This is a genomic window from Mycobacterium riyadhense (assembly GCF_963853645.1).
Classification (GTDB): Bacteria; Actinomycetota; Actinomycetes; order Mycobacteriales; family Mycobacteriaceae; genus Mycobacterium; species Mycobacterium riyadhense.
Genome location: NZ_OY970456.1, coordinates 453,166 through 476,457, shown reverse-complemented (window position 1 = coordinate 476,457; position 23,292 = coordinate 453,166). Strand labels below are relative to the sequence as shown.

General features: G+C 65.4%; 17 protein-coding genes. 6 read left to right on the top strand and 11 right to left on the bottom strand.

Going from position 1 to position 23,292, the window contains the following annotated elements:
- Positions 1–62 precede the first annotated feature (62 nt).
- Positions 63–1,391 (bottom strand): acetyl-CoA C-acetyltransferase, encoded by a 1,329-nt coding sequence (locus AADZ78_RS02060; RefSeq protein WP_085251618.1) that lies wholly within the window; start codon positions 1,389–1,391, stop codon positions 63–65.
- 119 nt (positions 1,392–1,510) lie between these two features.
- Between AADZ78_RS02060 and AADZ78_RS02055 the strand changes: the two genes are divergently transcribed.
- Positions 1,511–2,875: a 3-oxoacyl-ACP reductase gene (locus tag AADZ78_RS02055; protein WP_085251619.1), complete on the top strand. Its 1,365-nt coding sequence runs from the start codon at positions 1,511–1,513 to the stop codon at positions 2,873–2,875.
- A gap of 9 nt (positions 2,876–2,884) precedes the next feature.
- Positions 2,885–3,727 carry a MaoC/PaaZ C-terminal domain-containing protein gene (locus AADZ78_RS02050; protein WP_085251620.1) on the top strand — a complete coding sequence of 281 codons (843 nt, stop codon included), beginning with the start codon at positions 2,885–2,887 and terminating at the stop codon, positions 3,725–3,727.
- 245 nt (positions 3,728–3,972) lie between these two features.
- Here AADZ78_RS02050 and AADZ78_RS02045 read toward each other — a convergent pair whose 3' ends face one another.
- The 6 genes from AADZ78_RS02045 to AADZ78_RS02020 all read right to left on the bottom strand — a co-directional run bounded on the left by AADZ78_RS02045 (position 3,973) and on the right by AADZ78_RS02020 (position 10,103).
- The gene (locus AADZ78_RS02045) at positions 3,973–4,197 is read right to left on the bottom strand and encodes a hypothetical protein (protein ID WP_139828845.1); all 225 of its coding nucleotides are present in this window, start codon (positions 4,195–4,197) and stop codon (positions 3,973–3,975) included.
- Between the two features lie 308 nt (positions 4,198–4,505).
- A complete protein-coding gene (locus AADZ78_RS02040) occupies positions 4,506–6,134 on the bottom strand; it encodes a transposase (RefSeq protein ID WP_085250103.1) in 1,629 nt (542 codons plus the stop codon).
- Between the two features lie 60 nt (positions 6,135–6,194).
- A complete protein-coding gene (locus tag AADZ78_RS02035; RefSeq protein WP_139828645.1) occupies positions 6,195–6,767 on the bottom strand; it encodes an excisionase family DNA-binding protein in 573 nt (190 codons plus the stop codon).
- A gap of 205 nt (positions 6,768–6,972) precedes the next feature.
- Complete coding sequence (locus AADZ78_RS02030; protein WP_085250070.1) at positions 6,973–8,217, bottom strand: chloride channel protein; 1,245 nt, start codon at positions 8,215–8,217, stop codon at positions 6,973–6,975.
- A gap of 9 nt (positions 8,218–8,226) precedes the next feature.
- On the bottom strand, positions 8,227–8,853 hold the full coding sequence (locus AADZ78_RS02025; RefSeq protein WP_085250071.1) for a TetR/AcrR family transcriptional regulator: 627 nt from the start codon (positions 8,851–8,853) through the stop codon (positions 8,227–8,229).
- A 77-nt stretch (positions 8,854–8,930) separates the two neighbouring features.
- Positions 8,931–10,103 (bottom strand): glycoside hydrolase family 3 N-terminal domain-containing protein, encoded by a 1,173-nt coding sequence (locus AADZ78_RS02020; RefSeq protein WP_085250072.1) that lies wholly within the window; start codon positions 10,101–10,103, stop codon positions 8,931–8,933.
- A gap of 93 nt (positions 10,104–10,196) precedes the next feature.
- Here AADZ78_RS02020 and AADZ78_RS02015 point away from each other — a divergent pair, with 93 nt between their 5' ends.
- From AADZ78_RS02015 to AADZ78_RS02005, 3 genes are read left to right on the top strand one after another with little or no spacing between them, the layout of a single operon-like run.
- Positions 10,197–10,370 (top strand): DUF2613 domain-containing protein, encoded by a 174-nt coding sequence (locus AADZ78_RS02015; RefSeq protein WP_064774890.1) that lies wholly within the window; start codon positions 10,197–10,199, stop codon positions 10,368–10,370.
- A 46-nt stretch (positions 10,371–10,416) separates the two neighbouring features.
- Positions 10,417–14,571, top strand: a complete 4,155-nt coding sequence (locus tag AADZ78_RS02010; RefSeq protein WP_085250098.1) for an alpha-(1->3)-arabinofuranosyltransferase — start codon at positions 10,417–10,419, stop codon at positions 14,569–14,571.
- A 35-nt stretch (positions 14,572–14,606) separates the two neighbouring features.
- Positions 14,607–16,040, top strand: a complete 1,434-nt coding sequence (locus tag AADZ78_RS02005; protein ID WP_085250073.1) for a lipase maturation factor family protein — start codon at positions 14,607–14,609, stop codon at positions 16,038–16,040.
- A gap of 595 nt (positions 16,041–16,635) precedes the next feature.
- On the opposite strand, the gene AADZ78_RS02000 is transcribed toward AADZ78_RS02005, so the two are convergent.
- Positions 16,636–18,282, bottom strand: a complete 1,647-nt coding sequence (locus AADZ78_RS02000; RefSeq protein WP_085250074.1) for an acetolactate synthase large subunit — start codon at positions 18,280–18,282, stop codon at positions 16,636–16,638.
- A gap of 83 nt (positions 18,283–18,365) precedes the next feature.
- On the opposite strand from AADZ78_RS02000, the gene AADZ78_RS01995 reads away from it, so the two are divergent.
- Complete coding sequence (locus AADZ78_RS01995; RefSeq protein WP_085250099.1) at positions 18,366–19,739, top strand: NADP-dependent succinic semialdehyde dehydrogenase; 1,374 nt, start codon at positions 18,366–18,368, stop codon at positions 19,737–19,739.
- A gap of 71 nt (positions 19,740–19,810) precedes the next feature.
- On the opposite strand, the gene AADZ78_RS01990 is transcribed toward AADZ78_RS01995, so the two are convergent.
- From AADZ78_RS01990 to AADZ78_RS01980, 3 genes are all read right to left on the bottom strand, one after another.
- Complete coding sequence (locus AADZ78_RS01990) at positions 19,811–20,749, bottom strand: R2-like ligand-binding oxidase (RefSeq protein ID WP_085250075.1); 939 nt, start codon at positions 20,747–20,749, stop codon at positions 19,811–19,813.
- Positions 20,746–21,420, bottom strand: a complete 675-nt coding sequence (locus tag AADZ78_RS01985; protein WP_085250076.1) for a TetR/AcrR family transcriptional regulator — start codon at positions 21,418–21,420, stop codon at positions 20,746–20,748. The genes AADZ78_RS01990 and AADZ78_RS01985 overlap by 4 nt, the downstream gene beginning before the upstream one ends.
- A 165-nt stretch (positions 21,421–21,585) precedes the next feature.
- Entirely contained in the window at positions 21,586–23,292 is a 1,707-nt protein-coding gene (locus AADZ78_RS01980) for an acyl-CoA dehydrogenase family protein (RefSeq protein ID WP_085250077.1), read from the bottom strand.

The following is a 23,292-nucleotide window of genomic DNA, read 5'->3' as shown; positions in this document are numbered from 1 at the left end:
CCAAATCGCCGCCTTACTAACCCACCGATTCGGAAATTTCATGCGGGCCGGCCTCCCCGGCATCACGCTTCGAGAATCGCGGCCACACCTTGGCCACCCGCAGCGCAGATCGAAATCAGTCCCCGAACCGGCTTGCCGGACTTGCCTTTTTGCTCCGCCTTCTTCTCGGCGATCTGCTTGGCCGTCTGCGCGAGAATGCGTCCGCCAGTGGCCGCGAAGGGGTGCCCGGCAGCCAGCGACGAACCGTTGACGTTGAGCTTGGACCGATCGATCGACCCGAGTGCAGCGTCCAGGCCCAGTCGCTGCTTGCAGTATTCCTCGGACTCCCATGCCTGAAGATGGGCCAGCACCACCGAAGCGAACGCTTCGTGGATTTCGTAGAAATCGAAATCCTGCAAGGTCAGGCCGTTCCGCGCCAAAAGCCGGGGCACCGCGTAGGTGGGGGCCATCAGCAGGCCGTCGTTTCCATTGACGTAGTCCACTGCCGCGGTCTCGGCATCCACGAAGTAGGCCAGCGGGGTCAGTGAACGCTCGGCCGCCCACTCCTCGCTGGCCAACAGTGCGACCGAAGCGCCGTCGGTCAGCGGAGTCGAATTGCCCGCCGTCATCGTCGCGTCGCCAGCCTTTACCCCGAAGACCGGGCGCAACGCGGCCAGCTTCTCGATGCTGGCGTCGGGGCGCAGGTTGTCGTCGCGATACAGGCCCAGGAACGGCGTGACTAGGTCGTCGAAGAAACCTCGATCGTAGGCGTTGGCCATGTTGCGGTGGCTGGCGACGGCCAGCTCGTCCTGGTCGACGCGCTTGATGCCCATTTGCTTGGCGGTAATGGCTGCATGCTCGCCCATCGACAGCCCGGTCCGCGGCTCGCTGTTGGCCGGTACCGCGATGCCGAGGTTGGCGGGCAAGGTGCCCACCAGCTTCAGCCGTTGCACGTTGGACTTGGAGCGGCGCAGCTTCAGCAGGGTGCGGCGTAGATCGTCGCCCAGCGCAATCGGCGCGTCCGATGTGGTGTCTACCCCGCCGGCGGCGGCCACTTCGTAGCGGCCGGCGGCGATGCCGTCGGCGGCGACGATCGCCGCTTGCAGACCGGTGCCGCACGCCTGCTGCAAGTCGACTGCAGGGGTGTACGACGAGAGCTCGGACCCCAACACGCATTCGCGCATCAGGTTGAAGTCGCGGCTGTGCTTCAGCACCGCGCCGCCCACCACCGCGCCCAGCCGCTCACCGGCCAGCCCGAAGCGGTCGATCAGCCCTCCGAGTGCGGCGGTGAACATGTCCTGGTTGGACGCCTCGGCATAGGCACGGTCCGATCGACCGAAGGGGATGCGGTTGCCGCCAAGAACGGCAACTCGTCGTCTGGACGGGCTCGGCTGAGAACTTGCAGGGGCCAATTTATTCTCCGTGTGTCGCTGCTCGCCGGGGGTTAGTTTTGGGGTATCCGCCTCTGCAGGCAATACTACCCACTGTTCTTACTCTGAAGTAAGTTCGTCCCTACACGGAAGGCAGCTCAGTGGCCCCCAAGCGTTCGTCGGATCTGTTCTCGCAGGTCGTCAACTCTGGACCCGGATCGTTCGTGGCCAAGCAACTCGGAGTTCCGCAACCCGAGACGCTTCGCCGCTACCGTCCGGGTGACCCCCCGCTGGCCGGATCCTTGTTGATCGGCGGTGCGGGCCGGGTCGTCGAGCCGCTGCGGGCGGCACTGGACAGCGATTACGACCAGGTGGTCAACAACCTGGGCGGCCGCTGGGCCGACAAGTTCGGCGGGCTGGTATTCGACGCCACTGGCATCACGACGCCGGCCGGATTGAAGGCCTTGTACGAGTTTTTCACGCCGCTGCTGCGCAACCTCACCCACTGCGCACGTGTCGTGGTGGTGGGCACCACGCCGGAAGCGGTCAGCAGCACCGACGAGCGGATCGCGCAGCGCGCGCTGGAGGGCTTCACACGCTCGCTGGGCAAGGAAGTCCGCAACGGGTCGACCGTGGCGCTGGTGTATCTGGCGCCGGACGCCAAACCGGCCGCCACCGGCCTGGAATCGACCATGCGGTTCATCCTGTCGGCCAAGTCGGCCTACGTCGACGGCCAGGTGTTCTATGTCGGCGCGCAAGACTCCACCCCACCGGCTGATTGGGATAAGCCGCTAGACGGCAAGGTCGCGATCGTGACCGGCGCCGCCCGCGGCATCGGTGCGACGATAGCGGAGGTGTTCGCCCGCGACGGCGCCCGCGTCGTCGCGATCGATGTGGAGTCGGCTGAAGAGTCGCTGGCCGAAACCGCCAACAATGTCGGTGGCACCCCGCTGTGGCTTGACGTCACCGCTGAGGACGCCGTCGACAAGATCGCCGAGCACCTCCGCGACCATCACGGCGGGCGGGCGGACATCCTGGTCAACAACGCCGGCATTACCCGCGACAAGCTGTTGGCCAACATGGACGACGCCCGCTGGGATGCCGTGCTGGCCGTCAATCTGCTTGCGCCCCTTCGGCTCACCGAAGGCTTGGTGGGCAACGGCACCATCGGCGAGGGTGGTCGGGTGATCGGGCTGTCGTCGATCGCCGGGATTGCGGGCAACCGCGGGCAGACCAACTACGGCACCACCAAGGCCGGGATGATCGGCATCACCCAGGCGCTGGCACCGGTGCTCGCCGAGAAGGGCATCACAATCAATGCCGTCGCACCCGGTTTCATCGAAACCCAGATGACGGCCGCCATCCCGTTGGCCACCCGCGAGGTGGGTCGCCGGCTGAACTCGCTGTTGCAGGGCGGTCAGCCGATCGATGTCGCCGAGACCATCGCTTATTTCGCCAGTCCCGCGTCAAACGCGGTGACCGGCAACGTCATTCGGGTCTGCGGTCAGGCCATGATTGGTGCTTAGGAGGTCGCAATGAACCAACCAAGTGGCCTTCGAAACATGCTGCGCGCGGCGGCCGGGGCGTTACCCGTGGTGCCGCGGGGAGATCAGCTGCCCAGCCGCACGGTGACCGTCGAGGAACTCCCCATTGACCACGCCAACGTGGCGGCGTATGCGGCGGTCACCGGTCTGCGCTATGGCAACAATGTGCCGCTGACCTACCCGTTCGCGTTGACCTTTCCCTCGGTGATGTCACTGGTGACCGGCTTCGACTTCCCTTTTGCCGCAATGGGAGCGGTGCACACCGAGAACCAGATCACCCAGTACCGCCCAATCGCGGTCACCGACACGGTTGGTGTGCAGGCGCATGCCGAGAATCTCCGCGAACACCGAAAGGGCCTGTTGGTCGACATCGTGACCGACGTCAGCGTGGGCAATGAGGTTGCCTGGCACCAGGTGACGACGTTCCTGCATCAGCAACGCACTAGCTTGTCCGACGAACCCAAACCGCCGCCGCAAAAGCAACCCAAATTGCCTCCGGCGCCTACCGTCCTGCGCATCACCCCCGGCCGGATCCGCCGCTACGCGGTCGTCGGAGGCGACCACAATCCGATCCACACCAACCCGATTGCCGCGAAGCTGTTCGGGTTTCCAACCGTCATCGCGCATGGGATGTTCAGTGCCGCGGCGGTATTGGCCAACATAGAAGGCCGGCTTCCAGACGCCGTGCGTTATTCGGTGCGGTTCGCCAAGCCCGTGGTGCTGCCGGCAACCGCGGGACTCTATGTCGAAGAGAATGGCGACGGCTGGAATCTCGAGTTGCGCAACGTAGCTAAGGGATACCCGCACCTGACCGGGTCGGTGCGGAGGCTATGACGATTCCCTAGTGGCCGGACCGACTCAAGGAATTGCAACGACTTGACCGCAAAACCGCTCAGTCTGGTGGCCGCTGGGCAGCAGTGCCTTCGCCGGGGGTCCACAAACTAGGACGACCACTCGCAGTCCAGCCTATCGATGATAGGAATCGCCTCAGGAGTGTTGCGCAGCAAAACATCTCACGCACGCACGTCACGGCTCTCAACTGCGGGGCCCGACTCTTCGCTCAACGCGTCCAGTGCAGATCAATGCCCTTGTAGCGCCTCTCGGTCAACAGCTGGCGCCATCCCCAGGCGGGTGCGAACAAGGTTGATTACCCGCGCGACTTCCTCCGTTGTCGCGAGACTCGTATCCGAATCAGCTTGTGTGGCAGCACGAAAGGCCTCCTCGAGGCTGTCCGGTGTCTGCCCGGTGATCGCTGCGATCGCCGCCAACACCCCGGCGTTGCCACGCCGACCCGCACGCCCCATCACTTCACCTGGCCCAGGAGTCGAGTGCCGCGCTGATCAAATGCCCGCCCTGATCTGCGGGTTCGTGCATCTGCGTCGTCAACGAGATCGACACCCGTGATCAACCGCGGAGCGACGCGGCAATTTTCAGCCGCCGTCGCGGTCGCCAGGTGCCAGCCCTGGTCAACCACGCGCAGCGTCAGATTGCCGCGATCGCTAGGACGCCGCTGATGTAATGGCCCCTGGTGGGTTGGCGTCGACGGCGTCCGAATTCTGACCCGTGACGGCATCTGAAAATTGACCCCTTGGATGGTCGGTCGGTGGTGGGGTCAGGCAATCGCCCAGCCCGCGGCTCCGTGGTGTAGGCCCAGGGCGGCCAGTCGGGCGAGGTTGATGGCGCCGGCTCGGGCCAGGATGTCGGTCAGGATGCGTTTGTGTCCGCGGCAGCGGGCTCTTCGGCCACCCCAGGGGCGGTGGGTGAAGTGGCTGATCTTGCGTTCCACCACCGGCCGATAGGTCCGGTAGTCCTGCTGCCAGGCCGGATCTCGTTGGCGCGCTTTGGCGTGCTGCAGCGCGGCTTCCCGCGGGTGAATGCTGATCACGCGCCCCCGACGGGACTTCGTGCACTCCGCCCGCAACGGACACGACTGACACAGCACACCGAAGCGCGCCACGGGGTGACGCACACCAGCGCGGATGCTCACGGTGTGATCAGCCGGGCAGGTGACGGTGCGGCCGGCCAGATCAATCCTGAACTGGTCTTTGGAATAGCCGTTGGCGTTGCGCACCGGAGGCACTTTGGCGCGCATGTCATGACCCCGCTGGGTCTGCTCATCCAGCGTAGCCCCGCCGGCGTAGGCCGAATCCCCATACACCTCAAACCCTTTGGACCCCGAACCATTCTGTGAGTCGCTACCGTCGTCATCGTCATCGTCCGATTCGGCATCGGCAGGTGCGCCCGCGACGGGTTCGTTCAGCAGCTCGTCGATGACCTCGCGATCGGCGGTGTTGGCCGCGGTGATGGCCACATTGGTGATCAGCTCCTCATCCGGATCCACACTGAGGTGACTTTTGTAACCGTCGAAGGTACGGGCCCGTGACTTGTGCCCGTGGCGGGCCTCGACATCGACGGTGGAGATCAGCCGATCCCGGGCCACCCGCCGGGCGATACGAAACACCCCATCCTCGCCGGCCTCGACGTCTTGGCCGGCCACCAACCCCAGCAGCTGGGCGGCTTCGGCGAGCGGCCCGTCCAACTCGCGGCCATCCAGCACCTCCAACGCCGCCTGGGCATCGCGGGCCAGCGCATCCACCAGCGACTCTCGGGCTTTCGGGTCGTCCCAGTCGCACGGCGGCTTACCCAGGCTGGCGTAGTCATCGTCGCGGGTCAGCACCTGCCGCACCGCACCCGCCAACGCAGGATCGGCCCGGTCAGCCACGGACAGTACTTTGCGGATCGCGGCCCGCAACTGGATCACCGTGTCCTGAGTGGCCACCGCATCAAACAACGGGGTGGAATCCAACACCCGCCGCCGTCCCCGTAACAACCCGGCCGCTTGGGCGGTGGTATTGACGTCATCGAACAACCGCCGCGGCCGATCGGACTTCCGCAGCCGGTTGCGCATCCCAACGAGCACCGTGGGGTGAAAAGCCTCCGCCCCCACTGTCAACCCGGCAGCGGCCTTCCAACGCAAGTCGAAAGCCAGCCGGTCACACGCTTCCCGATCCGACAAGCCCTCGTAGGCCTGCAACAGCATCACCGTGGCCACCACGCGCGCCGGCACAGTCGGGCGGCCCCGCGTCGAGGCCTTGAACAAGTCGGCGAAATAGTCATCGCCGAACAGCGCGCCGCCGTGCTCGGCCAACAGCCGATAGATGCTGCCCTCGGGCAACTGATCACCCACCAGAAGCATCGCGTCATCGAACCGGCCCTGCCGATTCTCACATCCCAACGCCACCCACCGATCCTCATGGCACACCCGCGCCAAACCCGGTCAGGCACGCCGAAACCCGGGCCACTAAATCAGCAGCGTCCTAGGGATCAATGCGTAGTCCCGCACCAAGCGGTCGCGCACCTGGCTGCTCACATAAGCGTCCCCAGCGCCGCCGACGCCCAGACCCAAGCCGTAGTGCGATGCGGCGCTCACTCCGGAAGCCACCACGTCGGCGCTTGCCAACAGATCTGGAATATCGCGTTCGCCTACTCGGTAGCGGCCAATGTCGTCGGATCGCCGTGATAGCCACCTCTGCACCGTCTCGACGGTTGGACGCGAGCCGGCGAGGCGCCGCCGTATCCGGTACCTTTCGGAGGCCGCAAGTCCATCGGCAATTCCGTCCACGTGGGCCGCAGCCGCCCACGCGATGCGCGGCGACATCGACCGCCCCGTCGCACGCCCGGCGATAAGGGCCGCATGGCGGTCCACGCTGTCGGCGTCGACGAGCCACTGACTGCCGACCCGGCGGGCACGCAGCCCCCCTGACCCGATCAGCGCGCGCACACGAGACGGGTGTACTTTCAGACGCTGCGCAGTCTCACGGGTAGCCAGCTCTAAGTACACAACATATAGCTGGTGCGCAATAGTTATGTACATAATCGGTCCTTTCAGGCTCGGTAGCCATGGCCGCGACGCCCTCCCCCGGCCCCTTAGCGTGTCGCATTTATGCCCTGTACAAGCTCAACAAGTTGGTGAGCACTCAGAGTCGATCAATTCGATACCGCGGCCCTCCCATTCGCCAAAGGTGGCACCGCTCGGGTGGCGGCGGATCGTCATTGCCGCGCGGCACTCCCGAGTGCCTTTAAGGCTCTGTCGATCGGCCACGGTGACCGAGGGCGATTGCCTTGAGCCCATGCGCCGCGACCGCGGTTACCAGGAAAAGCAACAGCAGCCAAATCGGGGGTCTGGCGAGTTCCCAGACGAAGATCGCGGCCCAGATCGGTGAGCCCTGAGTGACCGCCAGCACGCCGGCCGCGCCGGCCAGCGAGACCGCGGGAACGTGCAGCTGTGTTCCGGCCGCCGAGTTGATTGCCAGCACCAGCAACGATCCCGCCGCCGCGCCGGTTGCCAGCGACGGCGTCAGCATCCCGCCGGCGCCGCCGGCGCGCAGGAACAGTGCGGTCAGCAGCGGCTTCAACACCAGAATTACGGCCGCCGCCGACAATGTCATACCGGAAGCCAGGCTGACGGTCAGGATGCTTTTGCCGTTTCCGGGCAGTTCGGGCCACCAATGCGAACAGATGCCGGTCAGCAACCCCGCGGCCGAGATCGCAGGGATCAGCACCCAGGACCGCATCAGGTGAGCCGGGCGCGCCGCGGCCATGATCCGGTTGAAAGCCAAGCCCACCGCGAGGGCGAGCGGCGCCAATAACAATCCGTGGGCGGTCAGCAGATAGGTCGATTCGATGCTGGGCCATTCCAGCTCCGGGCGATCATGGGTAATCAACGATCCGATCGCCACGGCCAGGCTGGAAGTAATCAACGCGGCACCCAACGCCCGCGGCCGCCAGGTGTTCAGCATGATCCGGACGGCGAAGAGCGCACCCGCCATCGGAACCGCATACACCGCACCAAGCCCGGCCCCGGCTGCACAAGCCAGCAGGATCTCGCGGTCGCTCGGTGACAACCGCTTCAGCCATTCGGTGCCCAAATCGCTTAGCGCCGCAGCGAATTGGCGGGGAGCGCCTTCCCGTCCCAGTGATGCGCCAGAACCGACCAACACCACCTGCAGCATGGCGTCGATGCTCCACGGCAGCCGCGGTATCCGCTCGTGACGAGCGATGGTCCCGGCCAGCGGCGGCACGTCGGTACTGCGCCGCAGGACCCACCAGCCCAAGGCTGCCAGCGCACCACCAACCATCGGGCCGACCGCGCGACGCACCGGGCTGCTCCCGGTGATTCCGCCGAGCAACGAACCGAAGGTGTAGTGGTAGGTGAGGTGCTCGACGAAACGCAACACCACCGTCGTCGACAATCCGGCGACCCCGGCCAGCAGCCCGACTATCACTACTGCACAAAAGAAGTCGAGGTTCCGGTGCGACCGCACTCAGCGAATCTAGCCCGTGGCCAGGTTGGCGCCGACATCCCGATCCGGCGGCGCTCCCTTGAGACCGAGCCAGAAAAGGTTGATCAGCAACTCGGCGGCCTCGTCGACGTCGGTGTCCCCCGCGCTGAGCCGAGTGGCGACCGCCTCGCCCGCACCGACCAGAGCCACGGCCATCATCTCGATTTCGGCGTCCGATCGCGGGCTGCGGGTACCGGCGCGCACCAGTCCGGCCACGAGTTCGATGATCTGCTCACGTCCCTGGCGAACCGCCTGGGCGAACGCTTGAGAGCTGACCGCCTGGGTGTACATCACGATCCACGACGCCCGGTTTTCGTCAATGTAGCGCAAGAACGACACAATGGTGTTGCGCAGCAAGTCTTTTGGACTTTGGTTCAAGTCGATGCCGGCGCGCAACACATCGATGAACCGGCTCATCTCACGGTTGAGACAGGCACCGAATAGGTCTTCCTTGGAGCCGTAATACAGGTAGAGCATGGGCTTGGATATCTGCGCCTCGGCCGCAATCGCGTCCATTGAGGTCTCGTGGTAGCCGTTGACCGAGAACATCTGAACGGCGGCGTCCAGCATCTGTTGCTCGCGGACAGCGCGAGGCAGCCGCTTGGTACCACCTGCCATCGCTTTCCCCTTTTGGGCACCTCTCTAGCTTGTCTATCTGACTCTAGAGTAAACATATGCGCTGGTAGCGCACACGTTCAGCGGCCACACCCCTGGTTAGAGCCCTTCATGGCGGCGACCCGCACCACCGATTGGTCGATCGCCCTCGCCTGCAATTCGCCCGCGTTCAGCGCTTGCTCCAGCCGATCCAAGACCGCGGGCACCTCCTTGGTGGTGACCCACAGCGCAATGTCGGTGCCGGCTTGCAAGGTGCGCAACACCGCCTCGCTCACGCCGAACCGGTCTGAGATCGCGGCCATGGCGGAAAGGTCATCGCTGAAGACCGGGCCGTCAAAGGGCGGGCCACCATATCCCACGCCGGTGCGCAGCAAGTCCACCGCCGCCTTGCTCAGGCTCGCCGGGTCGCTGCCCGTCAAGCCGGGAACCTGCATATGACCTACCATCACTGCGACCGGAGTCGCCGTAATCAGCGTCCGATACGGCACCAGGTCATCGGCCACCAGGTCGTTGAGCGGCGGCGTCGTGACCCCCCCGGTGTGCGAATCACCCGAGCCATGGCCGTGGCCGGGAAAATGCTTGAGCACCGGCAGCAACCCGGCGTCGCGCAAACCCTGCGCGTATGCCCCCGCGTAGACGGTGACCTTTGCCGGATCCGAACCGAACGACCGGTCCCCGATGACGGTGTCGTCGGGGGCGTCGGTGACGTCGACCACCGGGGCGAAGTCGACCGTGATGCCCATTTTCTTCATCTGGCGGCCACGCTCTGACGCCAGGTCGTGGACCTGCTGGGGGGTTTGCGTCTGTCCCAGCTCGCGGGCTGTCGGCCCTCGGCCCCCGAGTAGCGACCTCAGCCGCGAGACCCGGCCGCCTTCTTCGTCGACCCCCACCGCGAGTGGCAGCGGACCCGCCCCAGACGTGATCTCGGACAGCGGGCCGTTCAAAATCGACAAGTCGGTATCGCTGCCGATGAGAATGCCGCCGACCCGGTAGTTACCGACCACCGCCTTGGCATCGGCCGCATCCCGCACCCCCACCATCAGGAGCTGCGCGAGCTTGTCGCGGGGCGACAGCATCGCCGGGACGGCCGTCGGCTCCGCGCAGATGCGAGGCGCGGGAGCGGCGATGGGCATTGGGGCGGCGGGCGGCGGACTGGTCGTCGTCGACGATGATCCGGTCTTGGTGCCGCCGTGGCAGCCTGCCACCAGGGCCGATACCGCTGCGAGCACAGCCAGGATGTGCCGAACTGACATCCGGACATGCTGTCATGGCGGCGTTTCGATGCTGGCTTGGGGCTCGACTTAGGTCGCGCAAGCCATGGGAGCGCTTCTGCTAGGTTGATCGCTGTGAACCGGATCGTCGCGCCCGCCGCCGCCAGTGTGGTGGTTGGCCTCTTGTTGGGTGCGGCGGCAATCTTCGGTGTCACCTTGATGGTGCAACAGGACACGAAACCGCCACTCCCCGGGGGCGATCCGTCGTCCTCGGTGCTCAACCGGGTCGAGTACGGCAACCGTAGTTAGCCCGGCGGCGCGGAGCGCCCCCGCTGCGATGGCATTGGGCTCTGTGGTGGCGCCGCTTTCTCGTCGCTGGCTGCTGTTGGTCTCCGCGGTCGCGCTGGCGCTGACGTTCGCCCAAGCCCCCGGGCAGGTCTCCCCCGACACCAAGCTCGACCTCGCCGCCAACCCGCTGCGCTTCCTAGCCCGCGCGACCAACCTGTGGAGCAGCGAGCTGCCATTTGGACAGTCGCAGAATCAGGCCTACGGCTATCTGTTTCCGCACGGAACCTTCTTCCTGATCGGCCACCTGCTGGGCCTGCCTGGATGGATCACCCAGCGATTGTGGTGGGCGGCGCTGCTCACCGTCGGTTTTTGGGGGCTGCTGCGGGTCGCCGAGGCGCTGGGCATCGGCAGCCCGACGTCGCGGGTGCTCGGAGCGGCGGCGTTCGCGCTGTCGCCGCGGGTCTTGACCACGCTGGGGTCGATCTCGTCGGAAACCCTGCCCGTGATGCTGGCGCCGTGGGTGCTGCTCCCGACGATTCTGGCGTTGCGGGGGGCGACGGATCGGCCGGTACGCGTATTGGCCGCCCGGGCCGGGCTGGCGGTGGCATTGATGGGCGCGGTCAATGCCATCGCGACGCTGGCGGGTTGCCTGCCCGCGCTGATTTGGTGGGCGTGTCACCGACCGAATCGGTTGTGGTGGCGCTACACCGCGTGGTGGCTGCTGTCAGTCGTGTTGGCGGTGCTGTGGTGGGTGGTGGCGCTGGCCCTGCTGCGCGGGGTCAGTCCGCCGTTCTTGGACTTCATCGAATCCTCCGGCGTGACGACGCAATGGTCCTCACTGGTGGAGCTGCTGCGCGGCACCGATAGTTGGACACCGTTCGTGGCGCCCAACGCGACCGCGGGGACGCCACTGGTCACCGGATCGGTGGCCGTCCTGGGCACCTGTCTGGTCGCGGCGGCCGGCCTGGCCGGGTTGACGCTTCGTGGCATGCCGGCGCGCGGACGGCTGGTGACGATGTTGCTGGTAGGCGTGGTGTTGCTGGCCGTCGGTTACAGCGGCGGGCTGGGCTCGCCGGTGGCCCACCAGGTGCAGGCGTTCCTCGACGCCGCGGGCACCCCGCTGCGCAATGTGCACAAGGTCGGGCCGGTGGTGCGGCTGCCGCTGGTGCTGGGCTTCACGGAGCTGCTGGGGCGGGTGCCCCTGCGGCTGAACGCATTCGCCCACCCTGAGCGCGACAAACGCGTTGCGGCCGGAATCGTCGCCCTGATCGCGCTGATGGTCAGCACCTCACTGGCGTGGACCGGCCGGCTCACGCCGCCCGGCACGTTCAGCGCGATACCGGGGTACTGGCACCAGGCCGCCGACTGGCTCAGCGAACACAAGAGCGGGCGCGTTCTGGTGGTCCCGGGCGCGCCGTTTGCCACGCAGGTGTGGGGGAACAGCCACGACGAGCCGCTGCAGGTGCTCGGCAGTAGCCCGTGGGGGGTACGCGACTCCATTCCGCTGACCCCACCGCAGACCATCCGGGCGCTCGATTCGGTGCAACGCTTGTTCGCGGCTGGGCGGCCATCGCCTGGACTCGCTGACACCCTTGCCCGCCAAGGCATTTCGTATGTGGTGCTGCGCAACGATCTGGATCCCGAGACGTCGCGCTCGGCACGCCCGATCCTGGTGCATCGCGCGATCTCGGGTTCGCCGGGGCTGACCAAGGTCGCCGAGTTCGGCGCCCCGGTGGGTCCGGGTTCGCTGACGGGCTTCGTCAGCGACAGCGGGCTGCGACCACGGTATCCGGCTGTGGAGGTTTTCCGGGTGGGCGTCGGCCGCGACCCCGGCGCGCCCTATTTCGCCGACGTCGATCAGCTGGCGCGTATCGACGGTGGACCCGAGGTGCTGTTGCGTCTCGATGAACGGCGCCGGCTGCAGGGCCAGCCGGCGCTGGGTCCGATGCTGATGACCGCCGATGCGCGCGCCGCTGGGCTGCCGGCGCCGCTGGTGACCGTCACCGACACCCCGGTTGCCCGCGAGACCGACTACGGCCGCGTCGACCAGCACTCATCGGCGATTCGGGCAGCTGACGACGCACGGCATACCTACAACAGAGTGCCCGATTACCCGGTCCCAGGGGCGGAGACGGTTTACGGCGGGTGGACCGGTGGACGTATCACGGCATCCAGTTCGTCATCGGATTCCACCGCCCTTCCCGATGTCGCCCCGGCGACCTCACCAGCCGCCGCAATCGACGGCGACCCGGCGACCTCATGGGTGTCCAACGCCCTGCAATCCGCCGTCGGGCAGTGGCTACAAGTGGATTTCGATCACCCGGTGACCAACGCCGTCATCACCCTGACGCCCAGCGCCACGGCCGTCGGCGCCCAGATCCGCCGCATCGTGGTCGAGACCGTCAACGGCAGCACCACGTTGCGCTACGACGAAGCCGGCAAGCCGCTCACCGCGGCGCTACCAGTTGGCGAAACGCCGTGGGTGCGGATCACCGCGGCCGCCACCGACGACGGTTCGGCAGGTGTGCAGTTCGGTATCACCGACCTGTCGATCACCCAGTACGACGCATCCGGATTCGCTCACCCCGTGCAATTGCGGCACACCGTGCTGGTGCCCGGGCCACCGCCGGGTTCGGCGATCGCGCGCTGGGACCTGGGATCAGAACTGCTGGGCCGACCGGGCTGCGCGGCGGGGCCCGACGGCGTGCGCTGCGCCGCCCCGATGGCGCTGGCACCCGAAGAGCCGGTCAATTTCAGTCGGACGCTGACGGTTCCGAGTCCGATGACGGTGACGCCGACGGTGTGGGTGCGACCGCGGCAGGGTCCCAAGCTGGCTGACCTGGTCGCCGAGCCGGACACCACGCGGGCCCGGGGCGATTCCGATCTGGTCGACATCCTCGGCTCGGCATATGCGGCTACCGACGGCGATCCGGGGACCGCGTGGACCGCGCCGCAGCACGTGGTGCAACACCGGATCCCGCCGACGCTCACCCTCACGCTGCCGCGCCCCACCGAAGTCACCGGTCTGCGCCTGGCGTCCAGCAGATCGACGGTGCCCGCCCATCCGACGATGGTGGCCGTGAATCTGGGCGATGGCCCTCAGGTTCGGAAGCTGAAGAACGACGGTGGGCCGCAAGCTGTGTCGCTGCGATCTCGGGTCACCGACATCGTGACCATCAGCCTGCTCGACTGGGAAGACATCATCGACCGCAATGCGTTGGGATTCGACCAGCTCAAACCACCCGGGCTGGCCGAAGTCGTGGTGCTCGGCGCCGACGGCGGTGCGGTGGCGCCCGCCGACGCGGCCCGCAACCGCACCCGGGAGGTTACCGTCGACTGCGAGCACGGTCCGGTGATCGCCGTCGCGGGCCGGTTTGTGCACACCACGATCCGCACCACCGTCGGCGCGCTGCTGGACGGCGAGCCGGTTGCAGCCGTTATGTGCGACCGCGACCCGATCGCGCTTCCGGCCGGACAGCAGGAGTTATTGATCAGTCCCCGCGCCCCGTTCGTTGTCGACGGCGCACGGTTGTCTGTCTTGCCGGAAGCCGAATTGCCCAGCGCCACAGTTCTTCCCGCCGCTATCGGCGCGTGGGGCCCGGATCGGCGCGAGGTGCGTGCGCCCGCATCGGACAAGGCTCGGGTGTTGGTGATACCCGAGAGCATCAACCCCGGCTGGGAGGCGCGCACCAGCGCCGGGATGCGACTCACGCCGGTCGCGGTCAACGGGTGGCAGCAGGGCTGGGTGGTGCCGGCCGGGGACCCCGGCAGCATCACCCTGACGTTTGCCTCCAACACGCTGTATCGGGTGGGCCTGGCGGTGGGGCTGGCGTTGTTGCCGCTGCTGGCCCTGCTGGCGTTCTGGCGGCGCAAGGGTTCCGGCGCTCATCCATGCGCGCGGCCGTGGCGTCCTGGGTGCTGGGCCGCTGTCGGTGTGCTAGGGGCCGGGGTGCTCATTGCCGGTCCGGGCGGCGGCGTCGTGGTTGGGGCCGCCTTGGGCCTACGGTATGTGTTGCGGCACCGAGAGCGGCTGCGCGACAGGCTCACCGTCGGACTCAGCGCCGGCGGCTTGATCCTGGCAGGGGCGGTACTGTCCCGGTACCCATGGCGATCCGTCGACGGGTACGCCGGGCATTCCGCGAGCGTCCAACTGCTGGCAATGATTTCGCTTGCCGCTGTGGCGGCTTCGGCCGTGAGCATGCGCCACGGCCGCGACGGGTAGTTGGCTACCGGTTTACCGACTGGTTGACTGGACAAGTGGGTTGGTTTTCGGCGCCCGAATACTGGCTCGGGGCTCTGGTGCTCGAGCGTGGCACCGCGGTCATCTATCTGATTGCCTTCGTCGCCGCCGCGCGGCAGTTCCGTGCGCTCATCGGAGAACATGGGATGCTGCCGGTCTCGCGGTATGTAGCCGGACAGTCGTTTCGCCGGGCGCCCAGCCTTTTTCACTTCCGCTATTCCGACCGGCTGTTCGCGAGCGTCTGCTGGTTCGGCGCCGCGCTTTCGGCGGCTATCGTCGCCGGCGCGGCCGGCCTGGCGCCGTTGTGGGCCGGGATGCTGATGTGGCTGACGCTGTGGGTGCTTTACCTGTCAATCGTCAACGTCGGACAGGCGTGGTACTCGTTCGGTTGGGAGTCACTGCTCTTGGAGACCGGATTCCTGATGATCTTCCTCGGCAACGAGCGGGTGGCCCCGCCGTTGCTGACGTTGCTGTTGGCGCGCTGGTTGCTATTCCGGGTCGAATTCGGTGCCGGACTGATCAAAATGCGCGGTGATCGGTGCTGGCGGGATCTGACGTGCCTGTACTATCACCATGAGACACAACCGATGCCGGGCCCGATGAGCTGGTTCTTCCATCATCTGCCCAAGCCACTACACCGAATCGAGGTGGCGGGCAACCATTTTGCTCAGCTCGTGGTACCGTTCGGGTTGTTCGCACCTCAGCCCGTGGCCAGCATTGCCGCCGCCATCATCATCGTCACGCAGTTGTGGCTGGTGACGTCCGGCAACTTCGCCTGGCTCAATTGGGTGACGATCCTATTGGCGTGCAGCGCAATCGACCAATCGTCGGCGACGCGACTGTTGCCGGTACCGGTCCCGGTCCAGCCTGTGCCGCCGGAAGCGCCGCCGTGGTTCGCCGGCCTGGTGATCGCATTCACTGCTGTGATGCTACTGCTGAGCTACTGGCCGGCACGTAACCTGTTGTCCGCCGAGCAGCGAATGAACATGTCGTTCAATCCATTTCACTTGGCCAATACCTATGGCGCCTTCGGCAGCATCTGCCGCATCCGTCGGGAAGTGGTGATCGAAGGCACTTCCGATTCCAAGATCACCGAGCAGACGGTCTGGAAGGAGTACGAATTCAAGGGCAAGCCTACCGATTTGCGCCGATTGCCGAGGCAATTCGCCCCGTATCATTTGCGGTTGGACTGGCTGATGTGGTTTGCCGCCATTTCTCCGGGCTACGCGCTGCCGTGGATGACGCCGTTTCTGACGCGGTTGCTGCGCAACGATCCGCCGACGCTGCGTCTGCTGCGCCGCAATCCGTTCCCGGATTCCCCGCCTCGGTATGTGCGCGCGCAGCTCTACGTGTACCGGTTCACGACGTTGGCTGAGCTGCGACGCGATCATGCTTGGTGGCATCGCACGTTGATCGGGCGATATGTCTCTCCGATGTCGCTGGGGAAGTGAGCGCTACACCCAATCGCGGCAATCACATCTGCCTCATTGGCCTCTGTCCCAGCGGACACGCGTTTTGCCCACCTCGCAGCGACAACTGTGCCGAACCTGGGAAAGTAGGCCTCTCATCAGGCCTTACGTCGTTTTCGGGTCACATTGGCGTGGTGGGACCGCAGGACGGCCTTGAGGAGAAGCTCACCGCTATGGCCGCATACGCACGGATACTGTCGAAAATGTCCTGGTCTAGAACCAGCGCGTACGACGGCGCTTCCCTAACGTCTAACCCGGGGCGGAGGAGGGGCGACGGTCGGCTCGAAGCCTTCGAGCATCACCACGGCATCAGCAAGTCAGAACCCGATCTCCAACGCCAATCCGCTTGCCCTCTACTGGCGACGGCCATACATGCCGGAGTTTGGCGACGTTGATACATACCGGCACAAAGTTCAGGGACACATGGCCAGCCGATCGAGCAGTCCGTGCCGGGTGTCGTAACGTGACCGGCAGGTTAATCGCTGTGGTGCAGTTGAGCGACAAACAAGCGGACTGTCGCTTTGAGGTGGGCAAAAAGTCGATACGCTCTCTGGCGATACCCAAGTGACAGAAGTGCTTACAGCGTCTCATCCAGCTCGCCCAACCGGTCGGTCAGCCGCAGGTTCTCCGAATAGTCGACCGGGCAGGAAATCAGCGTCACGCCGTCGTCGTCAAGGGCCGCCTTGAGCGTCGGCAACAATTCGTCGGCGCTAGTGATCCGATAACCCTTGGCGCCGAAGCTTTCCGCGTAACTCACCACGTCCGGATTGTCGAACGAAACGTAGTGGTGCTCGCCGAGTTCGAGGTCCATTTTCCATTCGATGAGGCCATACCCGCCGTCGTCCCAAATCAGGACCACCAATGGGATACGTTCCCGGACAGCGGTTTCGATCTCTTGGGAGTTCATCATGAACGCGCCGTCGCCCACCACAGCCAGCACCTTAACCTCCGGGCGGGCCAACTTGACCCCAAGTGCACCAGGCAACGCAAACCCCATGGCAGACAGACCGTTTGAGACCAAACAGGTGTTGGGCTCGTACGTCGGATAAAGCCTGGCCATCCACATCTTGGTGGCGCCGGTGTCGACCAGTACGACGTCGCAGCGTCCCAGCGCGGCCCGGATGTCGGCGACCACTCGTTGCGGCGCCAACGGGAACCGCGAATCCTGTTGCCCTCGGGCGAATTCCTCAGCCAGCAAGCCAGATCCGGGAGCCTCGCAGGTGTCGTGGAAGCGGTGGCCGGCCAGCGCGTCAGCAACCGCATTCAGCGAGTCGCTGATCTCGCCGATTATGCCGACGCTCACCGAATAGTGCGCGTCGACCTCGGCGGGGAAGCGGTGGATGTGAATGATCTCCTTGTCACCACTCGGGTTGATCCGCACCGGATCGAATTCCTGCAGCTCATAGCCGACCGCGATGACGACGTCGGCGTTGTCGAATCCGAAGTTCACATAGTCATGCCGCATAAATCCCAGCGTCCCAATGCTGTTGGGATGATCGTCGGGCATGACGCCCTTGCCGTGGAAGCTGTTGGCGACCTGGACACCGAGCTCCTCGGAGAACCTGATCAACGCCGCGGTGGCGTTACCGCGGGCGGCGCCATGCCCGGCTAGGATTACCGGCCGCTTCGCGCGGCGCAGGATGTCGACGGCGCGTGTCACCTGACGTGGTGCCGGCGCATCGGCCCGAACGACGTTGCGCGGCAACGGTGTCAGGTCGTAGTCGGCAGCGTCTGCGTCTATGTGCTCGGGGACGGCGAGATAGACCGCAGCCGGGCGTTCGGTTTCGGCGACCTTGAACGCCTTACGGAACATCTCCGGTATGGCGCGCGCGGTGGGGATGCCAGCGGCCCAGCGGGTGATTGGAGCGAACATCGACACCAGATCGACGTACTGATGAGACTCCTTGTACTGACGGTCCTGGCCGACCTGCGCCGAGATCGCGACCATCGGGGTGCTGTTGGTGGTGGCATCGGCGACCCCGAGCTGCATGTTGATCGCGCCCGGGCCCAAGGTGGCCGAGACCACGGCCGCGCGGCCGGTGACCCGCCCATACATCTCGGCCATGAACGCCGCGGCCTGTTCGTGCCGGGTGAGCACGTACCGAATGTCGGATGCCGCCAATGCCTGGATGAAACGAATGTTTTCCTCGCCGGGTATCCCGAAGACGACCGTCACCCCCTCGTTTTCCAGGCACTTGACCATCAGCTGAGCGGCTGTACTCATCCGGGCACCTCCCTCTGGCCACGATAGTGGCAGGCTGGATACGCAGACATCTCACAAGCCAACCCAGACGAAGGATGGTCAGCGTGCCAATCGCCACTATCAACCCGGCCACCGGCGAGACAGTCAAGACCTTCACCCCGGCAACCGACGACCAAGTCGAGGCGGCAATAGCCCGCGCCCACCAGCGGTTCGCCGACTACCGCCACACCAGCTTCGCAGAGCGCGCCCAGTGGGCCAATGCCGTCGCCGACCTGCTGGAGGCCGAGGCCGAAGAGACCGCCGCCATGATGACCCTCGAGATGGGCAAGACCCTGGCCTCGGCCAAGGCGGAGGCACTCAAGTGCGCCAAGGGTTTTCGCTACTATGCCGAGAACGCCGAAGCGCTGCTGGCCGACGAGCCCGCCGACGCCGCAAAAGTTAACGCATCCAAGGCGTACGCGCGGTATCAGCCGCTCGGCGTCGTACTGGCCGTGATGCCATGGAATTTTCCACTCTGGCAGGCCGTCCGGTTCGCCGCGCCGGCGCTGATGGCGGGCAACGTCGGTATCCTCAAGCACGCATCGAACGTGCCGCAGTGCGCGTTGTATCTCGCCGACGTCATTTCCCGCGGCGGCTTCCCGGACGGCTGCTTCCAGACTCTGCTGGTCCCCTCCGGTGCCGTCGAACGAATCCTGCGCGATCCCCGCGTCGCCGCGGCCACCCTCACCGGCAGCGAACCGGCCGGCCAGTCCGTAGGCGCCATCGCCGGCGACGAGATCAAACCCACCGTGCTCGAGCTCGGCGGCAGCGATCCGTTCATCGTGATGCCATCCGCGGATCTCGACGCTGCGGTCCAAACTGCGGTTACCGGCAGGGTGCAGAACAACGGCCAATCCTGCATCGCCGCAAAGCGGTTCATCGCACATTCCGACATCTACGACGAGTTCGTCGACAAGTTCGTTGAGCGGATGCGAGGTCTACAGGTTGGAGATCCGACCGACCCGCAGACCGATGTCGGCCCGCTTGCCACCGAGCAGGGCCGCGACGAGGTGGCCAAGCAGGTCGAGGACGCTGTCGCCGCGGGCGCGGTCATCCGCTGCGGCGGCAAACGCCCCGACGGACCGGGGTGGTTCTACCCGCCGACGGTGATCACCGACATCACGAAGGACATGGCTCTCTACACCGAGGAGGTGTTCGGCCCGGTCGCTTCGGTGTTCCGTGCCGAAAACATCGACGAGGCCATCGAGATCGCCAACGCCACGACCTTTGGTTTGGGATCCAACGCCTGGACGCAGGACGAGGCCGAGCAACAGCGCTTCATCGACGACATCGTGGCCGGGCAGGTCTTCATCAACGGGATGACGATCTCCTATCCGGAGCTGCCGTTCGGCGGCGCCAAGCGGTCTGGTTACGGCCGGGAGCTCGCAGCACACGGGATCCGCGAGTTCTGCAACGTCAAGACGGTGTGGATCGGGTAACGATCCCGCGCGAGCAGACGCAAAAAGCCCCCAAAACCGTTGGTTTTGGGGGCCTTTGCGTCTGCTCGCCACTAAACGCCGGCCAGGGTGCGCTGGTCTTCGTCGGCGAAGGTGTCCTCCAGCTGCAAAGGCGAGTAGTCGACGTCGATTTCGCCGAGCGGACGGCCGCGGGCACTGCTGATCGTTCCGAACCGCCGCATGCCTTTATCGGTGGAGTACTGCATGAACTCGTCCAGTTGCAGGTCGAAAGGCTTCGGGTCCTCATAGAGAGCGAAGCCTTCCTGAGTGAGGCTCAGTGCCAACGGGATGAGCTCGTTCATGCGGGCTTCGAAGACCGTCCAATTGGCGTCGTCGGCGGCCACGTGGCGCCGGCAGGTAAAGGTGCCCCACGCCATGTGACGCCGCTCGTCGTCGCCGATATGCCGGATCAGCTCCTGCATGCCGGGCAAAATGCTGCGTTCCACGCAGACCTTGTGCCACGCGTAGTAGCCGGTCAGCGCCAACATGCCTTCGACGATGTGGTTGTAGGTGACCGATGCCCTTACCTGGGCGGCCGGTGACGGGTCGTCCGTCAAAGCGTTGAGGCAGTCCGGCAACTCGTCGTAGAAAATCCGGCGATAAGAGGGCAGGCCGTCGAGGTAGCCGTGCAGATCCTCGGTCATACCGACGGCGTCGAGCCACATCCGGAATACCTGCGTGTGCTTGGCCTCCTCGAACGCGAACTGCGTCAGATACATCTCGTCACCCAACCGGCCCTCGGCCCGCATCGCCGACATGAAGGGCTGGATGTCCTCGGTCACCGCTTCCTCGCCGGCGATGAACTGGGCGCATAGCCGCGTGACGTAGTTGCGTTCGACGTCCGTCAGCTTCTCCCAGTCCGCGCGGTCGCGCGAGAAGTCGATATCGGCGGGGTTCCAGAATTTCGCGTTGCCGCCGGCAAATAGCTTCAGCGGCAAGCTGTTCCAATTGAGCCCGCCCGCGGCGAGCGAGCCGGAATGTGTCCGTGTCATGTGACCTCCTCGGATCGTATTGGGGCTGGTAGTGGGGAGAAAGCCGCCGCCAGCACCGCGACGAGCCTGCGCACGGCCAGCGCCGGCTGCTCCGGTGTGGGCTCGTCGAGCCCGAGAATCGGATCCAAGCCGCGCATGTAGGGCGCCAGTGCCAGGTGCGGAAAGATCATCAACAGCAGCGACAGCAACGCGTCGGTGTCGGAGTCGGCCCGCAGGTCGCCGCGCGTCTGGGCATCGCGCACCAGCGGCCGCAGTACTTCCAGGTAATGACGGTGGATGACGCTGCGTACGCTGATGCGAGCCTCGGTGTCAACCTCCAGCGACGCCGCGGCGTGCAGCGCGCGTTCTCGGGGATGCTCGGCGTAGTAGGCGACCCAGCCGTCGAGGAGCTCGGTGAGAAACTCGAAGAAGGGCCGGCTCGGGTCGAGCTCGAAGATGAGGTCTTCCATATAGGAGCGCACCCGCTGGCTAGCTATGTCGGTGATATAGGCGTACAGGTCACGCTTGTCCGCGAAGTACTGGAACAGGCTGCCTTTGGCCACGCGCGCGCGCCGGGCGATGACATTCAGACTGCCGTTGGAGAATCCGTGAGCACCGAATTCGGCCTCGGCGGCTTCCACAATGGCCGCCCGACGAGCCGGATCGACACGCGCCCAAGTCACCGTCGGCATTTGCCCTCCCCACGTTAATGACCACTGGTCATTCTACTGTGAGGTAGCTCACAGTCAAGGCGCGGTTTAGCCGGAATTGTCGCTGTCGCCGGCCGCGCCGTTGCTGCTGTCACGCCGGGAGTTTCGGAATATTCGTCGGGGAGGCTTAACGTTGGCTTAACGTGCCTACGGACGCATCTCGTAGGCGCCGTTGAGGGGCAGGACGTGGTCCTTCCAGATCTGGTCGTAGCGCGCCCGGTCGTGAGCCGGACGGCGGATCATCCGCAGCGCAAACCGGGCCTGTTCATCGGTCGTGGCGGACTTGTCGTTCAGCTCAACCGCGTAGCTGTTGAAGTCCCGGACGAGCAGGCCAAAGATCTCGTCGATCAACGCCTCGTCCACACCCGACAGCGCGGCCTCCTCCAGGATCAGCTGCGCGTAGGGCACCGTCGCGAACAGTTGCCCGACGCCAAACGCAAAGTCGATGTCCTTCTGCTGCACCGCGTCCGGGGTTGCGCTCGCTAGCATCTCGGTGAGCACGTCGGCCTGCTCGCGCAGCAGCGCGACATTAGGCAGGTGTCCGTAGCTGTCGAACGAGACGCGCCAGTCGTGGAAACGTACCTTGCCCAGACCCCCGGTGGGTCCCTGGGCGAACAGGAATTCGTCGTCGGCAGCGTCATCGCGGCGAGGGATCAGGGGCAGCTCGGCGTCAGGCGCGAACAGGTAGTTGGGCATGAACTTGCCCAGCAGCCCGATGTTGATGTGCACGGTGCCTTCCAGCCGCGGCAGCAGGCCAATCTCGCGGGCCACCGTCTCGAAGAAGGTGTCCTTCTCCACGCCCTTGGCCGCAATGACATCCCACAGGGCGGTGATGACTCGCTCACCTTCGCTGGTGACCTTGGCCTTGGTGAGCGGGCTGTAAAGCAGATAGCGGCGGTCGTTCGCCGACGCGCTGCGCATGTAGTCGCTGGCCCGCGTGGCGACCAACTTCATGGCGATCAGCCGGACATAGGCGTCGGTAAGCAGGCGCCGCACGTGGCTGAAATCGGTCACCACGGTTCCGTATAGGTGACGGTTGGCCGCGTGGGTGATCGACTCATAGAAGGCGTGGGTGCACATGCCGATAGCGCCCCAGCCCAGGTTGTACTTGCAAACGTTGACCGTGTTGAGGGCGGCGTGGAAGGCCCCGGGGCCACGGTGCAGGATGTCCGCCTCGGTGACCGGGTAGTCGTGCAGGGCGTAGTTCGCGACGTAGTTCTGCGAATTCACCACGTTCTTCTTCAGCTCATAGCGGTCGTGCTGCGAGTCAGCGGCGAAGAACACGTACTCCGGGTCTTTTGAAGTGCCCTCGATCTTGCCGAAGGTCGACACCGTCCGGGCAGCGTTTGCGTTGCCGATGTAGTACTTCTCGCCATTGGCGACCCAGCCGTGCTCCGACGGGGTCAGGATCAGATCGGTCTTGTAGACGTCGGCGCCGTGGGCCTGCTCCGAAAGGCCGAACGCGAACACCTCGCCGTGTTCCAGCTGTGCGGCGGCCTTGCGCTTGGCGTCCTCGTTGTCGCTCATCCAGATCGGTCCCAAACCAAGAGCTGTCACCTGAAACGGGTACCAGTAGCTCAACCCGTAGAAGCCGACGATCTCGGCGAACTCGCTGATCCGATAGGTGTCCCAGCGGCAATCGTCGGCGCCATACTTTGCGGGCGTCAGCAGCGAGGCAAAGATGCGCTCCCGGCCAACATGGTCGAGAAAGTCGGAGTACCAGGTCCGCTCGTGGTCGTCGTGCTTGAGCTTTGCCTTGCCACGAGACTCGAAGAAGTCCACGGTCGCCTGCATGATCTCCGCTGACCGCTTGTCGGGGTACATGCGTTGCAGGTTGTTGGGATTGAGCAGCAT

Coding starts and splice junctions, on each gene's coding strand:
- AADZ78_RS02050 (WP_085251620.1), top strand. CDS start 2,885: ATGAACCAACCAAGTGGCCTTCGAAACATGCTGCGCGCGGCGGCCGGG.
- AADZ78_RS02035 (WP_139828645.1), bottom strand. CDS start 6,767: ATGTACATAACTATTGCGCACCAGCTATATGTTGTGTACTTAGAGCTG.
- AADZ78_RS01980 (WP_085250077.1), bottom strand. CDS start 23,292: ATGCTGCTCAATCCCAACAACCTGCAACGCATGTACCCCGACAAGCGG.
- AADZ78_RS02020 (WP_085250072.1), bottom strand. CDS start 10,103: ATGTCAGTTCGGCACATCCTGGCTGTGCTCGCAGCGGTATCGGCCCTG.
- AADZ78_RS01990 (WP_085250075.1), bottom strand. CDS start 20,749: ATGACACGGACACATTCCGGCTCGCTCGCCGCGGGCGGGCTCAATTGG.
- AADZ78_RS02000 (WP_085250074.1), bottom strand. CDS start 18,282: ATGAGTACAGCCGCTCAGCTGATGGTCAAGTGCCTGGAAAACGAGGGG.
- AADZ78_RS02025 (WP_085250071.1), bottom strand. CDS start 8,853: ATGGCAGGTGGTACCAAGCGGCTGCCTCGCGCTGTCCGCGAGCAACAG.
- AADZ78_RS02045 (WP_139828845.1), bottom strand. CDS start 4,197: ATGGGGCGTGCGGGTCGGCGTGGCAACGCCGGGGTGTTGGCGGCGATC.
- AADZ78_RS01985 (WP_085250076.1), bottom strand. CDS start 21,420: ATGCCGACGGTGACTTGGGCGCGTGTCGATCCGGCTCGTCGGGCGGCC.